The organism is Flavobacterium bizetiae (assembly GCF_024271895.1).
Taxonomy (GTDB): Bacteria; Bacteroidota; Bacteroidia; order Flavobacteriales; family Flavobacteriaceae; genus Flavobacterium; species Flavobacterium bizetiae.
This window is the reverse complement of sequence record NZ_CP091861.1, coordinates 403,703-423,302: the sequence shown is the minus strand read 5'-3', so window position 1 is coordinate 423,302 and position 19,600 is coordinate 403,703. Positions and strand designations below refer to the sequence as shown.

Sequence of the window (19,600 nt, the reverse complement as noted above, 5' to 3'; positions counted from 1 at the left end):
TATCCTCTGAACAAGAATTTAATGAAAGTGACGCAATCACCAAAAGTAAGATGACTTTATATTTTTTCATGATTTTTTTGAATTATATTAATTAATTGTTAGATTCATTCCAACTCCAATACTTGTTGTTTGTGGAACTGATAATCTTTCAAAACCTCCAGCCATATTGTTATTTCCTTGTGATGACTCTGGATCTAAGTTTGGCATTTTAGCCCATAATAAAATGTTTCTTGCGAATGCAGTAACACGAATGTCGAATCCTGTAGAAAATTGTGGAAGAGTATATCCTAAAGATAATTCTCTAAGTTTTACGAAAGAAGCATCATATACAGCAGTTTCTGCAATATTTGAATATCTGTTGTAAGTAGCTTCTTTAGTAGCAGCTTTTGTATTTGGTTGTCCATCTGCTGTTACTCCTTCTTGAACTAATAACTCGTCACGGTTTCCTGTTTTAGCACTTAATCCGTAAGTATCTAACAATGAATTTGTTCCGCTGTACATTTTACCTCCGTTTTTCCAGTCAAAAGTAGCTGCAAGAGTTATCTTTTTGTATCTGAAAGTTGTTGTACCTCCTAAGTTAAATTTAGGTGCTACTTCTCCAAGTGATTTAGTTTCTCCAGCTGTAGCTAATCCATTAGCATCAACTATAATGTTACCATTGGCATCTCTTGCGAAAGCTGTTCCGTAAATTACAGGGAAACGCTCTCCGATACTAGCTCTAATTTGTGGAGTTGTAAATCCTCCTAAGAAAATATTTGGTACTCCTTCTTTTAATTCGTCTACGAAGTTGTCAATTTGAGTATAGTTTGCAGATACTGTCCATTCGAAATCATTAGTTCTGATTGGTGTAACGCTTACGATCAATTCATGACTATTAGTGTGGATTTTTCCTCCATTCATTACTAAAGTAGCAGCTCCTGTAGAACCTGCTAATGGTACTTGGAAGATTTGGTCAATTACATTTTGTCTAGAATAAGTATAATCGATACTTACACGATCTTTAAATAATCTTACCTCTCCACCTAATTCATAAGATCTTGTATTTTGAGGTTTTAAGTTTGGATCATACATTACATTGTTTGGGATGTATGAGTTTACACCTCCAAGTGGGTAATTTACTGGAGAGTTAGACCAGAAACCACCTGAGTAACTAGGTACTGTATAGTAGTTTTCTAAATAAGATCCTGCTTGACCTACTTCAGCCCAAGATGCTCTAAGTTTAGCAAAAGATAATGTTGAGTTTCCTTTTAATCCTTCTAATTCAGTTAATACTACACCTAATGATACAGATGGGTATACAAATGAACGATTATCTCTTGGCATTGAAGATACGATATCGTTTCTTACTGTACCACCTAAGAAAATAAAGTTTTTGTATGCAAGATTCAAATTTCCAAATAAACCGAAAGTTCTGTTTTTAACAATGTTATCCGTAGCAACTGTTTGTTGTGTATTTGATAAATTTGGGAAACCACCATAGTTAAGGTTATTTCCTGTCATGCTATACGATTTATTGTATCTATCGTTAATCTCATTACCAACTAAAGCTGTTAAGTTTAAGTCGTCTGAAATTTTGTATTCATAATTAACAGTAAATAATGAGTTTACTGTTCTAGATGAAATTCCGTAAATCTCTAAATGTCCTGCTGTAGTTTGTTGATTTCCGTATTCTTGGATATCTCTATAGTTAGTAGTATAAGTATCAGCACCAAGTTGGTAACGGAAAGTTAATTTATGTTGGTCGTTCGCTGAGATATTTGGAGCAAATTCAACATATGTATTTCCGAAAAAACGATCAGTTTGCTCGTCAAATATGTTGTTTTTAGCTGCCCAGTAAGGGTTGTTAAATCCTGTAGGTCTGTAATAAACTTGTTTGTAAGGATCTGTTGGACTTGCGAATCCATTTCCTTTTAAATCATAGCTGATTGGACTTGCGAATGCACCTGCAACAGATGAATCGTTCGCACCTGTAGCTTTTGTTATTTTAGTGTTGATGTAGTTACCTACGAATCCAGTTTTCCATTCGTCTCCTAATTTTGTACTAAATGCTGCTTTTGCATTGTAACGATCCAAGCCAGTTGAAGGTATAAAACCATCTTGGTTAGATGAACCTAAAGCAAATGCGTAATTACTTTTATCAGTAGCTTGTGTTATGTTAAAAGAGTTGTTAACTGTTATTCCTGTTTTAAAGAAATCACCAAAATTGTCATATACCTTAGGGGAAACCCATGGGTCTAAGCCTGCTGTAACTCTTTGTGGTACGTAGTATTGCCCAGGATGAGCTCCTGCATTCATTCCATTTAAAGCATTTGGAACGTTACCTCCGTATGTTGGATTGTTTGGTAATTCTGAAATTTTAGGACCCCAAGATAATGAGTTTGTTGGAGCGTATACCCCACCTGATCCTTGTGCATATTCATCTTGAAAATTAATTTTTCTAGATATATCATCTGCAGTAATTGAGCTGTTGAAGCTTATTGTAGGTTTTCCGCTTTTAGAAGCTCCTCTACCACTTTTTGTAGTAATTACTACTACACCATTTGATGCTCTAAGTCCGTAAATTGCTGATGCAGCTTGTCCTTTAAGAATATTGATAGATTCAATATCGTTTGGATCAATATCAACTGCTCTATTAGCAAGATCTGATCCAGTTACACTATTTCCAGTGCTGTAATCAGCCTGAGATGCTACCGGCATACCATCAATTACATACAATGGAGTGTTGTTTCCTGTGAAAGAACGAGCTCCACGAATAACAATTTGAGAAGAAGCTCCAGGAGCACCACTAGAAGGAGTGATTTGTACCCCAGCTAATTTTCCTTGAAGTGCACCAGCTAAGCTGTTGTTGTTTCCTCTTGTTAATTCTGTTGCTTTTACCTCTTGAGTAGCATATCCTAATGCTTTTTTCTCTTTCTTAATACCTAATGCAGTTACTACAACACTTTCCAGTTCTACTGAATCGTTTTTTAGTTTTGCATTAACATTAGATGAACTTGCAGCAACTTCTTGAGATTGCATCCCGATGTAGCTGAAAATTAATACTTGGTTTGGTGCTGCTTTGATAGAATATTTTCCGTCAAAATCAGTTTGTGTTCCTGTCTTTGTTCCTTTAACTAATACACTAACACCTGGTAAAGGCATTCCTGTATTGTCAGAAACTGTTCCAGAAACAACTCTTTCTTGCGCGAAAGTAAGTTGCGCAATTAGTACTAATAAAAGCACTAAGAATCCATTGAACTTTAGTTTCATTTTTAAATATTTTGAATTAGTCCGACAAAAATCTTAATAATTTGTTAATCTACCTAATATAAAAAGCTTTTTTTTTAGTTAAATTATGATTTTACTATAAGATATTGTTTTTTTATAGTTAAAAAAGATGTGTAAATTGCAAATTCGTATTTTTTTGGTTCAAATATGATAATAATGAAAAATAATGTGATTCTTTAAAATGTTAAATTTAAGAAAATAGTGGTTATTATTCTTTTTTTTATAACTTTTAGACAAAAAAACCACCCTTTTGGAAGGATGGTTTTCTGTTAAATTATGTTAGGATTACTATTTTATTTATCCCAGAAAATTTTTGTGCTTAATTTATCACCTCCAATTGAAGTAGATGCAGCATTGTAATTTGTAGCATTTAATGTTTGCTCTCTAATAGGATATGCCATTCTTGAAGGTATCTGACCTTCGGCTGCAGCGTCTGCATTTGCGGCTAATGCTAAAACTGGGAAATTTAGCCTTCTTGTTGATGTCCATCCTTCAAAACCTCTGTTGAATAAAGCATACCATGCTTGTTCTCCAACTCTTTGCTGCCATGTTCCTGTTGCGGTAGCATAGGCAACAGCAGGCTGGTTTAGGTAGGCATCTGCATCTGCATCTGAAACTCCCCAGTCTTGCATAGAGGCTCTAATTGCTGCTTCGTAATGTGAGGCTATAGATCCTCCCACTGCTACTCCTCTTCCTGAAGCTTCGGCTAATAAAAACTCTACTTCGGCATAATCTAATAAAGTACCGCTAAAATCTGGAGCTTTTATTTTGTCGCTTACATGCGTAAAACGGGCTTGGGCATTTTTTTCTCCAACTATTCCTCCTTTATAACCTGTAACTGTTACTAGTTCTTTTGTAACAGGATCCTGAACCTTATAAGTTGGTTTAAAATACGGAGTTTTTCTTGGGTCATTAAGTGTAACTAATGCATCAACAAATGGTTTTGCAACAACAAAATCATTTCTTCCTGAAAATACCATATCTACATAAAGTGGATTCGTATTAGGAAGGTTTAACATATAGGGTAATTTTGCATTGTCAGCATTTGATGTAAATCCGCCGGCTGCGCCTGATATAATTGTTGCATCTGCAATAGCGCCTTCTAGTCCTGAAGCTTTTAGGTTTACTCCTAATTTTAGTTTAATACTGTTCGCAAATTTAACCCAAGCATCCAAATCATCTTGATAAATTACTTCGGCCGTGCCAAATGCTGATGACGAAGTGTCGATAGTTGCAATGTCGTTATTAAGACGTACAATTAAGTCTTTATAAATGTCAATTGCTTTATCGTATTTAGGTAAGTAATTAGCTGCTGCTTTTAATGATTCTGTATAAGGAACGTCACCATAAGTGTCTACTAATACTTGATAAGTGTACACCATTAAGATGTCAATTAGTATTAATTGATTTTTCTTTATCACGGTTTTTTCGGTAAATTCAGGGTCTGTTGGTGATATTACTTCTTTTTCGATAAAACCTTTTGCTTGTGATAAATCAGCTAGTGCTCCTGCATATAATCTGTCCCAGTGGTTGTCGGAAATTTTGCGGGTTACCCAATTGTAGGTAGATTCGTCAAGGTAAGTGGTTTCTGTCCATTGCTGGTTTACTAATCTAAAAATGTTTCTGTTTACGTTTGTGTTTACTAATTGCTCAGTAAGACCTTTTTCTGCATTTGTAAATAAAGTGCTAGGAGGGACTACAGAAGGGTTTTTGATGTCTACATTTAAGTCTGTTAGGCTGCTATCATCACATGAAACTGTGAGAATCATAATTCCTAAAGCATATATTAATTTTTTCATTTTTTCTGTATTAAAATTTGAATGTTAAGTTAAATCCAATATCTCTGGTTGTTGGAAGTGATCCAACAGAATAACCTCTTGAGCTATTTCCTGAAGATAATCCGCTTTCTGGATCTGCGTATGGTAGATTTTTACTGATTATCCATAGATTCGATCCTACAAGACTTGCTGACGCAGAGCTTAAGAATGTGTTCTCGAACATTTTTTTAGGGAAGTTGTAAGTGATTGAAACTTCTCTTAATTTTACGAATGAAGCGTCATAAATAAAAGCTTTGTTTGGAGCCGCTCCATAACCCATGGTGTTTTCAATTGTTCCGCCTTCTGTTCTTACGGTGTTAACTGATCCATCTGGGGCAACACCAGGTTGTATAACTCCATTTTCTCTAATATCTCCTACAGCTGTTTCTTTATATAATCCCGAAGCAAGACCGTAATACATGTCTAAAGAGAAAATATCTCCACCTTTTTGAGTATCAATTAAGAATCCAAAAGCTAAATTTTTGTAAGTAAATTTATTTCTGATGCCCCCAATCCAATCTGGAGTAATGTTTCCGATTACATTGCTTGAAGAAGTAGTGATCATGTATTTTCCTGTAGCTTGGTCTATAGTCGGTTGTCCGTTTGTATAAACGTAATCTGTTCCCTTTAAGGCTCCATATGCCTCTCCTGGAGCGGCATTAACGGTAACTCCACCTTGGAAAGCTCCTAGTTGAAGATTGTCAAGTCCGTTTGGTAGTGAAATAACTTTACTTCTGTTATTCGACCAGTTGATGATAATTTCCCAGCTAAAATCTTTTGTTTTAATTGGAGTACCATTTAATTGAAGTTCTAAACCTCTGTTTTCGATATTTCCACCATTAACAAGTCCGTTTGTATAACTAGAAGCAGAAGATACTGCTGCAGATACAATTTGATCAACAGAGTTTGTCTTGTAATAAGTAATGTCAAATCCTAAACGTCTGTCTAGCATACTTGCTTCTAAACCAACTTCGAATGATTTTGTTCTTTCTGGTTTAAGTTCGGGGTTTTTATTAATGCTGCGGAATGGAAGTAACAAATAGTTTGTGTAAAGAGGTTGTCCTTGGAAATTTGAAACTCTGTTATAAGTATTGTTCAGTTGTAATGCATCTGCATCGTTACCAACTTCAGCGTAATTAACTCTGAATTTTCCTAAATTTAACCAATTTGCTTTTACTACGTTTGAGAATAAAAAAGATCCTGAAACAGCTGGATAAACATATGAGTTGTTGTCGTCTGGTAATGTAGATGAAACGTCTCTTCTGATAGAGGCGTCGATGAAGTAGGTGTCTAGATATCCAATAGATCCCTGAGCATATATACCATTAACACCGGAAGATATTTTAGCTTCTTTTGGAAATGGTAAGTCTAGTTTTGAGTTAGATAAAGCATAGATTCCAGGTACTACTAATCCGCCAACTGTTGATGATAGTACATTGTCTCTGTCGTTTCTTCTTATGTTTGTTCCAAGAACTCCATTAATGCTGATGTTGTCTCCGAATTTTTTGTTGAAGTTTAACATAAAATCATAGTTAATCTCTTGAAAGCTAATGTCATTTCTTTGGTATCCTGATGATTCGTCAACTGGAGAAAGACCGAATCCTGATGCAATAGAACCAACGGCTCTTCTTTCTTCCTGAAGTTGTTTGTAAGTGTCTAAAGAAGCTCTCCCTAATGCGCTTAACCATGGAGTGATCTCATAGTTTAAAGATGCATAGCTGAATAAACGAGTTCTGTCATCAGAGGAGTAGTTTTGATAACGTGTAAAATATGGGTTGTCCCAATATGCTGGCACTAATCCTTCCGGTGTAGTAGGGTCGCTCCAGTTCCATGTTATGTTTTGGCCACCTGATGCAAAATAAACATCTTTTTGAGCTTGAACATCAGTGTTGGTTTGCCACCATTGTCTGAAGTTACCCATGATGTTGTCGTTGTAACCAGTAGAGTTTCTACCTACTGTACTTTGTAATGTAACAGAAGCGTAAGCATTGGCGGTAAGTTTGTCTGTAACTTTTTGGCTAAATCTTGTGCTAATTTGATTTTTTTTCAATTCACTATTTGGTAGAATACCTGTTTGATTTGTGTTAACATAGCTCATAGACAAGCTTGATCTTTCTGTAGATTTTTCAAGAGAGATGCTGTTGACAAAGGTTTGGGCGTCTTTAAAGAAAGTTACAGGACCGTTTTTTGCAGCTGCCCATGGGGTTGCCTTTCCGTAATTTGGCGAAAATGGTGTAAAAGCGTCCCATTGATATACTAGCTGATTGTCGAATGCGTCTCCATCAGATGCGTCATTTGAAGTGTCTACAGTATCTGGTGTTCCTGTACCTAAGAATGATGAACCAAAACCGTATCCTGAACCATATCTGTTTTGGTATTCAGGGAAAGTTGATTTGTCAATTCTTCCATTGGTGAACCCGCTTGAAAAGGTAAAGCCTATTTTGTTGTCATTTGATTTTCCTTTTTTGGTTGTTACCATTACAACACCATTTGCGGCTCTTGATCCGTAAAGAGCTGTTGCGGCCGCTCCTTTTAAGATGTTAATGCTTTCGATGTCTTCTTGGTTGATGTCAGATGCGTTGTTACCATAATCGTAACCTCCGCCCCCTACTTGTTGAGAAGAAGTGTTTGAGTTTGAGTTGTCAATTGGTACTCCATCAATTACCCATAGTGCCTGATTGTTTCCTGTAAGAGATTTGTTTCCTCTAATTACAACGTTTGTAGACCCTCCAAAGTTGGTGTTTCTTTGAACTTCTACACCCGCAGCTTTACCAGATAAAAGATTAGCAACGTTTGCGCTCCCTGCGCCGCCGTTAATATCTGCACCTGAAATTTGTTGAGAAGCATATCCTAGAGATTTTTTTTCTCTCTTAATACCCATTGCTGTAGTTACCACAACCCCTTCAAGTTGTTGAGCATCTCCGGATAATTTAGTATTTACTTGCGATGAAGTCGCTGCTATTTCTTGGGTTCTCATTCCAATGTAGCTAAATACTAAAACTTGACTTGTTGTTGCTTTGATGGAATACTTGCCGTCAAAATCTGTTTGTGTTCCAGTTTTTGTTCCCTTAATCAACACGCTTACCCCTGGTAGCGGTAAGCCTGCTTCGTCAGTAACAGTTCCCGAAACGGCTCTTTCTTGCGCAAAGGTTAGTTGCGCGAATAGCACTACTAGAAGTGCTAAAAATCCATTGAACTTTGGTTTCATTTTCTCAATTATTTTGAATTAGTTTTACAATATTCATAATAATTTGTTAACAAACCTAATATTGTGTTAATGATTTTTACTGTTAAGTTAAAATTTAACATTATAACATATATTAACAATAGTGTTAAATAATTGAATTTCTTTAAGTCTTGTCCCGCCATTAGTGAGATTAATCCGAAGTATGCCGCTCGTAGTTTGGATGTTTGTGCCGATTCCAATTCCTGTTAAATTTTTAATTTTGTCAGGATTTTGACTATTTGTTAAATCTTGATAAATTGTATAATCAAGAATTGAATTAATGTATAGATTTTTCGAAATAAGGTATCTATATTCTGTGAGAAGCATAGAGGTGAAGTTGGCCTGAAGGCTGTTTTCTGAAAAACCTCTTATAGAATTAATACCACCAAATCTAAAGAGCTCATTTGTGATATAGTTTTTGCTTTTTAAATAGTAGCTCTGCGTGTTTATGTTGATGTAGTTTCTTTTGTTTAATTCGAAATTATATGAAAAATTAGCATTTACATAGGCTTGTGGGCTTGAATCAGCAGTTTCTGCTGTGCTGTTTGTGTTTCTTTTTCCGTATCCAAGTATAAAATTGATATAAGCTTTTTTAGGTAAAAGGTTGTTAGAGTAGTCAATTTTTTTATATTCAAGGGATGAAGTGATATAGGAGTTTTTATAATCGCTAATCGTTGAATTATTGGTGTTCTGAATGTCGCTTGATTCCGTTGATTGGTAGCCCAGGTATATTTTAGAATTGTAATTTAAATAATATCCGAGATCAATTGCTGTTTTGGTATTTTGAAAAGTGCTGTCCTGTTTAAAAATGTTTAGCTGTGCTTTGATCCCTAATGATGAGTTGAAGATGTATGGAATTTCTATTCTGGTATTGAAAGTTTTTTGCTGGTTTCCATCGCTTTTCCAGTATAATGAAAATTGCTCGCCGGCATGAAGAGTGTTTAGTAGTGCCAGGTCAAGGTATCCGTTGAGTGTTGTTTTTTTGTTTTCGTCATTTGAAAATCCTATGTAGCCGTCAAAAGTATTTGCGCTCCTTTTTTCTGCGTAAGCGTATATTTTAGTGGAGTCATTTGTAAATAATATTTGCGGATACTTCGTTTGTGTGATAAATTCAAAACTGTTTATGTCGTTGTAAAGTTCTTTTACAGTTTCCTGATTAAAAGTTTTATTGAGGTATTTTTTGTTGAGCTGTTTTAGGTGGCCTTTTGGGAAAAATTTTTTCTCTTCAGGGTTTATTTGACTTAGAATAATTGAATTTACGGTGCGTTTTTTTTCGGATTTAAAATTTAAGTCAGCATAAATTATTGAATTCTTTCTTTTAATGTTCTCAAATTTTATTTTACTCAATGCAAAACCTTTTTTTTCAGCCTCAATTATCTTTTGATTTAAGAAATTTTCTATTTCATAATAAGGTAGAATTAAGGAGTCGTTTTTTATTTGGGTTGAGTTAAAAAATGAATTATTTATACCTATATATATATGTATCTCTTTAATGCGATTTTTTAGTTCTATTTTTGATGTATAGGTGCTGTCATTTTCCTGTGTAATCTCTAAAGGTTTATTGTCTAAAAAGCCGATTTTTGTTAGCTTTTCTGAGATAATCGTTATTTCTTTATTTAATGATTTGATATTGGGATGTTTCGTATTGTAGTTAATAGAGTCGATTATTTGGTTTTCGCTTTTGCTTGAGCCAATTATTTTTAAGTAATAATTTTGGCTATAAGCGGAAGAGCCGAGGCAGAAAAAAATTATGTATATAAGGTGTTTCAAATCTAATTGTTTGGTTTTTAAAAGTATTGCAAATATCAATTGTTTGTTTGTAAAATCATAAGCTTAAATAATGTTATTGAAAATTAATGAATTAACGTTTGTATACTGAAAAATATTTTATACATTTGCAACCCCGTAAAAAGCGGGAATTTAATATACATAATAAATTTTTAGTATTAATTATGCCAACAATTCAACAATTAGTAAGAACAGGAAGAACTCAGATAACTAAGAAGAGTAAATCGGTTGCTTTAGATTCTTGTCCTCAAAGAAGAGGGGTTTGTACGCGTGTTTACACTACTACACCAAAAAAACCAAACTCTGCAATGCGTAAAGTTGCGCGTGTACGTTTGACAAATGGTAATGAGGTGAATGCTTACATCCCTGGAGAAGGACACAATTTACAAGAGCACTCGATAGTATTAGTTAGAGGTGGAAGGGTAAAAGATTTACCAGGTGTTAGATATCATATCGTTCGTGGAGCGCTTGACACGTCAGGAGTTGCAGGAAGAACGCAAAGAAGATCTAAGTACGGTGCTAAACGCCCAAAAGAAGCAAAAAAGTAATTTAAAACGTTAAAGTTGGAGGTTAGGAGTTAAGGGTTTGAAATTTGGCGTAAGCTAAAGTGGATGACACATAACATTTAACGGATGACCTATAACTTTTTATTAAAAAAAAGACATGAGAAAAAGAGCGGCAAAGAAAAGACCACTTTTACCAGATCCGAGGTTTAACGACCAATTGGTAACACGTTTTGTGAACAACTTAATGTGGGATGGTAAGAAATCTACAGCTTTCAAAGTATTTTATGATGCAATTGACATCATTGAGTCTAAAAAGCAGGATTCAGAAAAATCTTCATTAGAAATTTGGAAAGATGCTTTAACAAACGTTATGCCTCACGTAGAAGTACGTAGTCGTAGAGTTGGAGGAGCTACATTTCAAATTCCAATGCAAATTAGACCAGACAGAAAAATTTCTATGGCAATGAAGTGGTTGATACTTTATTCTAGAAGAAGAAATGAAAAATCTATGGCACAACGTTTAGCATCAGAGTGTTTAGCTGCTGCTAAAGAAGAAGGTGCTGCGGTTAAGAAAAGAATGGATACTCACAAGATGGCAGAAGCTAATAAAGCTTTCTCTCACTTTAGATTTTAATTCGTAAGAAATGGCTAGAGATTTAAAATATACAAGAAATATAGGAATTGCTGCTCATATTGATGCTGGTAAAACAACAACAACTGAGCGTATCCTTTTTTATACTGGTAAAACTCATAAAATTGGTGAAGTACATAATGGTGCTTCTACAATGGACTGGATGGAGCAAGAAGCAGAAAGGGGTATTACAATTACTTCTGCTGCAACAACTTGTGAGTGGAATTTTCCTACTGAGCAAGGTAAAGTTTTGCCTGAGACATTGCCTTATCATTTTAATATTATTGATACTCCTGGACACGTTGACTTTACTGTAGAGGTAAACCGTTCTTTACGTGTACTTGATGGTTTGGTTTTCTTGTTTAGTGCAGTTGATGGTGTTGAGCCGCAATCTGAAACTAACTGGAGACTTGCTGATCAATATAGAGTTCCTCGTATGGGATTCGTAAATAAAATGGATAGACAAGGTTCTAACTTTTTGAATGTATGTCAACAAGTTAGAGATATGTTGAAATCTAATGCAGTTGCGATCACTTTGCCAATTGGTGAAGAGAACGATTTCAAAGGTGTAGTTGACTTAGTGAAAAATCAAGCTATTATCTGGCATGATGAAACACAAGGAGCTACTTTTGATATTGTGCCTATCCCTGAGGATATGCTTGCAGAAGTAAAAGAATACAGATCTATTCTTATTGAAGCGGTTGCTGATTATGATGAGAATCTTTTAGAGAAATTCATGGAAGATGAAAACTCTATTACAGAAGATGAGATCAACAAAGCATTAAGAGCTGCTACAATTGACATGGCAATCATTCCTATGCTTGCTGGTTCTTCTTTCAAAAACAAAGGAGTTCAATTTATGTTAGATGCTGTTTGTAAGTATCTTCCATCTCCAATGGATAAAGAAGGTATCGAAGGAATTCATCCTGATGATGTTGAATTGTTAGAAGAAGATCAAACAAAAATTCTTCGTCGTCCAGATGTAAAAGAGCCATTCGCTGCTTTAGCATTTAAAATTGCTACTGACCCTTATGTTGGTCGTTTAGCTTTCTTCCGTGCTTATTCAGGTCGTTTGGATGCTGGTTCATATATTTTGAACACTCGTTCTGGAAACAAAGAAAGAATTTCTCGTATCTACCAAATGCACGCTAACAAGCAAAACCCAATTGAGTATATCGAGGCAGGAGATATTGGAGCGGCAGTTGGATTTAAAGATATCAAGACTGGAGATACAATGTGTGATGAAAAGCACCCAATTATTCTTGAGTCAATGAAATTCCCTGCACCGGTAATTGGTATTGCTATTGAGCCTAAAACTAAGGCTGATGTAGATAAAATGGGTATGGCTTTAGCTAAATTAGCTGAAGAGGATCCAACGTTTACTGTTAGAACAGATGAGGCTTCTGGGCAAACTATTATTTCAGGTATGGGTGAGCTTCACTTGGATATCTTGATTGATCGTATGAAACGTGAATTTAAAGTTGAAGTGAACCAAGGTGAGCCTCAAGTTGAATATAAAGAAGCGTTTACAAGAAGTGCTACGCACAGAGAAACATACAAAAAACAATCAGGAGGTCGTGGTAAATTCGGTGATATCGTATTTACACTTGAGCCAGCTGATGAAGTTGATGGTAAAGTTCCTGTAGGATTGCAATTTATTAATGCTGTAAAAGGTGGTAACGTTCCTAAGGAATATATTCCATCTGTAGAGAAAGGTTTCCGTGAAGCTATGAAAACTGGTCCTTTAGCAGGATACCAAGTTGATAGTTTGAAAGTAACTTTAACAGACGGATCTTTCCACCCTGTCGATTCAGATGCTCTTTCTTTTGAGTTAGCTGCTAGAATGGGTTATAGAGAAGTTGCTAAAGCTGCTGGAGCGGTTATTCTTGAGCCTATCATGAAAATGGAAGTTATTACTCCTGAAGAAAACATGGGAGATATCGTAGGTGATATCAACCGTCGTAGAGGTCAGGTTAATGACATGGGTGACAGAAATGGTGCTAAAACTATTAAAGCTGATGTGCCATTATCAGAAATGTTTGGATATGTAACAACATTAAGAACATTGTCTTCTGGTAGAGCTACTTCAACAATGGAGTTTTCTCACTATGCAGAAACGCCTTCTAATATTTCAGAAGCGGTAATTAAAAAAGCAAAAGGTAACGCTTAATTCTTAAGAAAATGAGTCAAAAAATCAGAATAAAACTAAAATCTTACGATCACATGTTGGTAGATAAGTCTGCTGAAAAGATCGTAAAAACAGTAAAAACTACTGGAGCAGTTGTAACAGGTCCAATTCCGTTGCCAACTCACAAAAAACTTTTCACTGTGTTGCGTTCTCCGCACGTTAACAAAAAAGCGAGAGAGCAATTTGAAGTAATGTCATACAAGAGATTGATTGATATTTATTCATCTTCATCTAAAACTATTGATGCATTAATGAAACTTGAATTGCCAAGTGGAGTTGAAGTAGAGATAAAAGTATAATTTTTTATTATATTTTATAAAAAAAAAGCGAGACAGAAGTGTTTCGCTTTTTTTATGCGAAAAAGTTTTTTCTTGTTGTTTTTTCTGAAATATCGACTGTTCTTAATTATTTGTGTTTTGATTGAAATGTCTTTGTTTTAGGCTGTTGCAGGGTTTTTTCTTTATCAAATTATGTAAATATCAAGAGAATGTTTCTTCTAAGTTATGAAGATGAAAAATTATTTTTTTGAAGAAAAAGAATGCTTACGCATGTAGAATTGGTTCTTTGATTTTGATAATGAGCTATTTAATTTTTCTAACTGTTTGGTATATTCAATTTTAATGTATACTTTTGCACTCCCTGTTTGGAAATTTCTGTTATTTTCAAATTGAAGGGAATTTTAGTAATTAATAATTAATATTTATGTCTGGGTTAATTGGTAAAAAAATCGGCATGACTAGTATTTTCGACGAAAACGGGAAAAACATTCCTTGTACAGTAATCGAGGCTGGGCCGTGTGTTGTTACCCAAGTCAGAACCAAAGGTGTTGACGGGTACGAAGCGTTGCAACTTGGTTTCGATGACAAAAACGAGAAACATTCCACTAAAGCGGCTTTAGGTCACTTTAAAAAAGCTGGAACTGTTGCTAAGAAAAAAGTCGTTGAATTTCAAGATTTTGCAACTGAACAAAAATTAGGGGATCTTATTGATGTTTCTATTTTTGCTGAAGGAGAATTTGTAGATGTACAAGGTGTGTCTAAAGGTAAAGGTTTTCAAGGGGTTGTTAAACGTCACGGATTTGGTGGTGTTGGACAAGCAACTCACGGTCAACACAACCGTTTAAGAGCGCCAGGTTCTGTGGGAGCTTCTTCTTATCCATCTAGAGTATTCAAAGGAATGCGTATGGCTGGAAGAATGGGAGGAGACAATGTAAAAGTTCAAAACCTTAGAGTTTTAAAAGTAGTTGCTGAAAAGAACCTACTTGTTATTAAAGGATGTGTTCCTGGACATAAAAACTCTTATGTAATCATTCAGAAGTAATGGAAGTAAAAGTATTAGATTTCAACGGAAAAGATACTGGTAGAAAAGTTCAACTTTCTGATTCAGTATTCGCAATTGAACCAAACAATCACGCTGTATACCTTGATGTTAAGCAATATCTTGCTAATCAAAGACAAGGAACTCACAAAGCTAAAGAAAGAGCTGAAGTGACAGGAAGTACACGTAAGATTAAGAAACAAAAAGGAACAGGTACTGCTCGTGCGGGAAGTATTAAGAATCCATTGTTTAAAGGTGGTGGAACAATTTTCGGACCAAGACCAAGAAGTTATTCATTTAAATTGAATAAAAGCTTGAAAAGATTGGCAAGAAAATCAGCTTTCTCAATCAAAGCAAAAGAGTCAAATATTATCGTTCTTGAGGACTTTAATTTTGAAACTCCAAACACTAAAAATTTCATTAACGTTTTGAAAGCTTTAGGGTTAGATAATAAAAAATCTCTATTTGTGTTGGGTGAGTCGAATAAAAATGTATATTTGTCGTCACGCAATTTAAAGGCTTCAAATGTCGTAACTAGCTCAGAATTAAGCACTTACGCTATTTTAAACACTAATAATTTAGTGCTTTTAGAAGGTTCTTTGGAGTTAATTGAAGAAAATTTAAGTAAATAATAGGAATATGAGCATCATAATTAGACCTATAGTAACAGAAAAAGTAACCAAAGAAAGTGAAGTTTTAAACCGCTTCGGATTCGTTGTTGACAAAAAAGCAAACAAAGTTCAAATTAAGAAAGCTGTTGAAGCTGCTTATGGGGTAACTATCGTTTCAGTTAACACGATGAACGTAAGACCGGATAGAACTACAAAATACACTAAAAGTGGTTTGATCAGTGGAAAGACAAATGCAATTAAGAAAGCGATTGTTCAAGTACAAGAAGGAGAAACAATTGATTTTTACAACAATATCTAAGATAGAAAAATGTCAGTAAGAAAATTAAAACCTATTACCCCAGGTCAGCGATTTAGAGTTGTGAATGGTTATGACGCCATTACAACTGATAAGCCGGAACGCTCTTTGATAGCGCCGATAAAAAACTCTGGAGGTAGAAATAGTCAAGGAAAGATGACCATGCGTTATACGGGTGGTGGTCACAAGCAGAGATATCGTATTATTGATTTCAAAAGAACTAAAGACGGAATTCCGGCTACTGTGAAATCAATCGAATACGATCCAAATCGTACTGCATTTATCGCTTTATTAGCTTATGCTGATGGAGAGAAAACTTATGTAATTGCTCAAAACGGATTGAAAGTTGGTCAGAAATTAGTTTCTGGTCCAGAATCTCAACCTGAAATTGGTAATACATTGCCTTTAAGCAGAATTCCTTTAGGAACTGTAATCTCTTGTATTGAGTTACGTCCAGGTCAGGGAGCAGTAATTGCTCGTTCAGCTGGTACATTTGCTCAATTAATGGCAAGAGATGGAAAATATGCTACAATTAAAATGCCATCTGGTGAGACAAGATTAATCTTGTTAACTTGTTCGGCTACAATTGGAGCTGTTTCTAATTCAGACCACCAATTAGTTGTATCAGGAAAAGCTGGTAGAACAAGATGGTTAGGAAGAAGACCTAGAACAAGACCTGTTGCAATGAACCCTGTTGATCACCCAATGGGTGGTGGAGAAGGACGTTCTTCTGGTGGACATCCACGTTCAAGAAATGGAATACCAGCAAAAGGTTATAGAACTCGTTCTAAGAAAAACCCGAGTAACAAGTATATCGTAGAACGTAGAAAGAAATAATAAGATATGGCACGTTCATTAAAAAAAGGACCTTTCGTTCATTATAAGTTAGACAAGAAAGTTCAGGAAAACGTAGAAAGTGGTAAAAATAGTGTAGTAAAGACTTGGTCTAGAGCTTCTATGATTACTCCAGATTTCGTTGGACAAACTATCGCAGTTCATAACGGTCGTCAATTTGTACCAGTTTACGTAACAGAAAACATGGTAGGTCACAAATTAGGAGAATTTTCACCAACTAGATCTTTTAGAGGTCATGCTGGAGCAAAAAATAAAGGTAAAAAATAAGAAGCAATGGGAGTTCGTAAAAGAGAAACAGCAGATGCGAGAAAAGAGGCTAATAAGTCTATTGCTTTCGCAAAATTGAATAACTGCCCTACTTCACCTAGAAAAATGCGCTTAGTAGCGGACTTGGTAAGAGGTCAGAAGGTAGAAAGAGCACTTAACATCTTAAGATTTAGTTCTAAAGAGGCTTCAAGAAAATTAGAGAAACTATTATTATCTGCAATCAACAACTGGGAGCAAAAAAATAGTGAAGGTAATTTAGAAGAAGCTGGATTATTTGTTAAGGAGATCAGAGTAGATGGTGGAATGATGTTAAAAAGACTTCGTCCAGCTCCACAAGGTCGTGCACACAGAATAAGAAAACGTTCTAATCACGTAACAATCGTGCTTGGAGCTATCAATAACACACAAAGCAATTCTTAAGCAGCATGGGACAAAAGACAAATCCAATTGGAAATAGACTTGGTATCATCAGAGGGTGGGACTCAAACTGGTATGGTGGAAATGATTACGGGGATAAACTTGCCGAAGATCACAAAATCAGAAAGTATATCCACGCTCGTTTATCAAAAGCTAGTGTATCTAAAGTAATCATCGAGAGAACTTTGAAACTTGTAACCGTTACTATCACTACTGCTAGACCTGGTATTATTATCGGAAAAGGTGGGCAAGAGGTAGACAAGTTAAAAGAAGAACTTAAGAAAGTTACTGACAAAGAGGTTCAAATCAATATCTTTGAAATTAAAAGACCTGAGTTAGATGCTTATCTTGTGGCGACAAGCATCGCTCGTCAAATCGAAAGCCGTATCTCTTACAGACGTGCAATTAAGATGGCTATTGCAGCTTCTATGCGTATGAATGCAGAAGGTATTAAAGTTTTGATTTCTGGTCGTTTGAATGGTGCTGAAATGGCACGTTCAGAAGGTTTCAAAGAAGGTAGAATTCCTCTATCAACTTTCAGAGCTGATATTGATTATGCTTTGGCTGAAGCTCACACTACTTACGGTAGAATGGGTATCAAAGTATGGATCATGAAAGGTGAAGTTTATGGAAAGAGAGATCTTTCTCCACTTGCAGGAATGGATAAAAAACAATCTGGAACTGGTGGTGGTAAAGGTGGAGATGCCCCTAGAGGTAAATCTAACTTTAATAAAGGTGGAAAACCAGACGCTCGTAAAAGAAAGTAAATTTTTAAACTAAAGAAAAATGTTACAGCCTAAAAGAACAAAATACCGTAAGGTACAAAAGGGTAAAATGAAAGGTAACTCTCAAAGAGGGCATGAACTTTCTAATGGAATGTTTGGTATTAAATCTGTACATGAAGATGGAATGTTCTTAACTTCTCGTCAAATCGAAGCTGCGCGTATTGCTGCAACTCGTTTCATGAAGAGAGAAGGACAATTATGGATCAAAATATTTCCAGACAAACCAATTACTAAGAAGCCTCTTGAGGTACGTATGGGTAAAGGTAAAGGTGCCGTTGAATATTGGGCTGCCGTTGTTAAACCCGGAAGAATTATGTTTGAAGTTGGAGGAGTTCCTTTATCAGTTGCAAAAGAGGCGTTACGTCTTGCAGCTCAAAAGCTTCCAGTAAAAACTAAATTCGTCGTTGCTAGAGATTTCGAAGCATAATTAAATTTATATTATGAAACAATCAGAAATAAAAGATCTTTCTGCAGCGGAGTTGCAAGAAAAACTTAGTCAAACTAAGAAAATATATGCTGACCTAAAAATGGCTCACGCTATTTCTCCAATTGAGAACCCACTTCAAATTAGAAGTGTAAGAAGAACAGTTGCAAGATTGGCTACAGAGTTAACTAAAAGAGAGTTACAATAATTGTATTCTGCTGAAAGATGGAAGAAAAAAGAAATTTAAGAAAAGAAAGAATAGGTGTTGTTACTTCAAATAAAATGGATAAGTCTATTGTTATTGCTGAAGTAAGAAAAGTAAAACACCCATTATACGGTAAGTTCGTGTTGAAAACAAAGAAATACGTTGCACACGACGAAACAAACGACTGTAACATTGGAGATACTGTAAGAATTAGCGAAACGCGTCCTTTAAGTAAAACAAAATGTTGGAGATTAGTTGAAATCTTAGAAAGAGCTAAATAATTATGGTACAACAGGAATCAAGACTAAAAGTAGCAGATAACACGGGAGCAAAAGAAGTTTTAACTATCCGTGTTTTAGGAGGTACCAAAAGAAGGTATGCCTCTGTTGGTGACAAGATTGTAGTATCTATTAAAGATGCAACTCCTAACGGTAACGTTAAAAAAGGAGCTGTTTCAACTGCAGTTGTTGTACGTACCAAAAAAGAAGTGAGAAGAGCTGATGGTTCTTATATCCGTTTCGATGATAATGCATGTGTTCTTTTGAACGCTGCAGGGGAAATGAGAGGAACTCGTGTTTTTGGTCCGGTAGCAAGAGAACTTCGTGAAAAACAATTCATGAAAATTGTATCATTAGCACCAGAAGTGCTTTAATTCGTTTTAAGATGATAAAGCTAAAAATAAAATCAGGAGATATCGTAAGAGTTATTGCTGGAGACCATAAAGGTGCTGAAGGTAAAGTTTTACGTGTTTACCGTGAGAAAAATAAAGCGATAGTTGAAGGTGTAAACATGGTTTCGAAACATACAAAACCAAGTGCTAAAAACCCTCAAGGTGGTATCGTTAAGAAAGAAGCTTCTATACAAATATCTAACATTTCACTAATTGATCCTAAAACTAAGGAAACAACTAGAGTTGGTATTAGAGTAGAAGGAGATAAGAAAGTAAGATTTTCAAAAAAATCTAATCAAGTACTATAGTA

At 35.3% G+C, this 19,600-nt stretch carries 20 protein-coding genes; 16 read left to right on the top strand and 4 right to left on the bottom strand.

The features are described from left to right. Positions 1-87: 87 nt before the first annotated feature. The 4 genes from L0669_RS02035 to L0669_RS02020 form a co-directional block, all read right to left on the bottom strand. The gene (locus tag L0669_RS02035; protein WP_263760929.1) at positions 88-3,249 is read right to left on the bottom strand and encodes a SusC/RagA family TonB-linked outer membrane protein; all 3,162 of its coding nucleotides are present in this window, start codon (positions 3,247-3,249) and stop codon (positions 88-90) included. Between the two features lie 311 nt (positions 3,250-3,560). Continuing rightward, entirely contained in the window at positions 3,561-5,066 is a 1,506-nt protein-coding gene (locus L0669_RS02030) for a SusD/RagB family nutrient-binding outer membrane lipoprotein (protein ID WP_263760927.1), read from the bottom strand. Between the two features lie 10 nt (positions 5,067-5,076). Beyond that, positions 5,077-8,292: a SusC/RagA family TonB-linked outer membrane protein gene (locus tag L0669_RS02025; RefSeq protein ID WP_263760924.1), complete on the bottom strand. Its 3,216-nt coding sequence runs from the start codon at positions 8,290-8,292 to the stop codon at positions 5,077-5,079. A gap of 87 nt (positions 8,293-8,379) precedes the next feature. After that, positions 8,380-10,080, bottom strand: coding sequence for a BamA/TamA family outer membrane protein (locus L0669_RS02020; protein ID WP_263760922.1), 1,701 nt, complete (start codon positions 10,078-10,080; stop codon positions 8,380-8,382). 182 nt (positions 10,081-10,262) lie between these two features. Between L0669_RS02020 and rpsL the strand changes: the two genes are divergently transcribed. The 16 genes from rpsL to rplX all read left to right on the top strand — a co-directional run bounded on the left by rpsL (position 10,263) and on the right by rplX (position 19,598). Next, complete coding sequence (gene rpsL, locus L0669_RS02015; RefSeq protein ID WP_007136570.1) at positions 10,263-10,646, top strand: 30S ribosomal protein S12; 384 nt, start codon at positions 10,263-10,265, stop codon at positions 10,644-10,646. A 115-nt stretch (positions 10,647-10,761) separates the two neighbouring features. Further along, positions 10,762-11,238 (top strand): 30S ribosomal protein S7, encoded by a 477-nt coding sequence (rpsG, locus tag L0669_RS02010; protein ID WP_007803600.1) that lies wholly within the window; start codon positions 10,762-10,764, stop codon positions 11,236-11,238. A gap of 10 nt (positions 11,239-11,248) precedes the next feature. Next, on the top strand, positions 11,249-13,405 hold the full coding sequence (gene fusA, locus L0669_RS02005) for an elongation factor G (RefSeq protein WP_173971573.1): 2,157 nt from the start codon (positions 11,249-11,251) through the stop codon (positions 13,403-13,405). Positions 13,406-13,416: 11 nt separating this feature from the next. Further along, on the top strand, positions 13,417-13,722 hold the full coding sequence (gene rpsJ / locus L0669_RS02000; protein ID WP_007803605.1) for a 30S ribosomal protein S10: 306 nt from the start codon (positions 13,417-13,419) through the stop codon (positions 13,720-13,722). 403 nt (positions 13,723-14,125) lie between these two features. Further along, positions 14,126-14,743 carry a 50S ribosomal protein L3 gene (gene rplC / locus L0669_RS01995; protein WP_007803612.1) on the top strand — a complete coding sequence of 206 codons (618 nt, stop codon included), beginning with the start codon at positions 14,126-14,128 and terminating at the stop codon, positions 14,741-14,743. Beyond that, complete coding sequence (gene rplD / locus L0669_RS01990; protein WP_041516263.1) at positions 14,743-15,372, top strand: 50S ribosomal protein L4; 630 nt, start codon at positions 14,743-14,745, stop codon at positions 15,370-15,372. Before rplC ends, rplD begins: the two co-directional genes overlap by 1 nt. Before the next feature lie 7 nt (positions 15,373-15,379). Next, a complete protein-coding gene (rplW, locus tag L0669_RS01985; protein WP_017495018.1) occupies positions 15,380-15,670 on the top strand; it encodes a 50S ribosomal protein L23 in 291 nt (96 codons plus the stop codon). Between the two features lie 9 nt (positions 15,671-15,679). Next, positions 15,680-16,504 carry a 50S ribosomal protein L2 gene (gene rplB, locus L0669_RS01980; RefSeq protein ID WP_007803623.1) on the top strand — a complete coding sequence of 275 codons (825 nt, stop codon included), beginning with the start codon at positions 15,680-15,682 and terminating at the stop codon, positions 16,502-16,504. A gap of 6 nt (positions 16,505-16,510) precedes the next feature. Further along, the gene (gene rpsS, locus L0669_RS01975) at positions 16,511-16,789 is read left to right on the top strand and encodes a 30S ribosomal protein S19 (RefSeq protein WP_012022488.1); all 279 of its coding nucleotides are present in this window, start codon (positions 16,511-16,513) and stop codon (positions 16,787-16,789) included. 6 nt (positions 16,790-16,795) lie between these two features. Continuing rightward, a complete protein-coding gene (gene rplV / locus L0669_RS01970; RefSeq protein WP_007803631.1) occupies positions 16,796-17,209 on the top strand; it encodes a 50S ribosomal protein L22 in 414 nt (137 codons plus the stop codon). Between the two features lie 5 nt (positions 17,210-17,214). Further along, positions 17,215-17,973 carry a 30S ribosomal protein S3 gene (rpsC, locus tag L0669_RS01965; RefSeq protein WP_012022487.1) on the top strand — a complete coding sequence of 253 codons (759 nt, stop codon included), beginning with the start codon at positions 17,215-17,217 and terminating at the stop codon, positions 17,971-17,973. Between the two features lie 19 nt (positions 17,974-17,992). Further along, the gene (gene rplP / locus L0669_RS01960; RefSeq protein ID WP_007803637.1) at positions 17,993-18,418 is read left to right on the top strand and encodes a 50S ribosomal protein L16; all 426 of its coding nucleotides are present in this window, start codon (positions 17,993-17,995) and stop codon (positions 18,416-18,418) included. A 13-nt stretch (positions 18,419-18,431) separates the two neighbouring features. Further along, entirely contained in the window at positions 18,432-18,623 is a 192-nt protein-coding gene (rpmC, locus tag L0669_RS01955) for a 50S ribosomal protein L29 (protein WP_007803639.1), read from the top strand. 17 nt (positions 18,624-18,640) lie between these two features. Next, positions 18,641-18,901, top strand: a complete 261-nt coding sequence (gene rpsQ, locus L0669_RS01950; RefSeq protein ID WP_007803646.1) for a 30S ribosomal protein S17 — start codon at positions 18,641-18,643, stop codon at positions 18,899-18,901. 2 nt (positions 18,902-18,903) lie between these two features. Then, positions 18,904-19,272, top strand: a complete 369-nt coding sequence (gene rplN / locus L0669_RS01945) for a 50S ribosomal protein L14 (protein ID WP_007803649.1) — start codon at positions 18,904-18,906, stop codon at positions 19,270-19,272. An 11-nt stretch (positions 19,273-19,283) separates the two neighbouring features. Continuing rightward, positions 19,284-19,598: a 50S ribosomal protein L24 gene (rplX, locus tag L0669_RS01940; RefSeq protein ID WP_007803650.1), complete on the top strand. Its 315-nt coding sequence runs from the start codon at positions 19,284-19,286 to the stop codon at positions 19,596-19,598. Positions 19,599-19,600 lie beyond the last annotated feature (2 nt).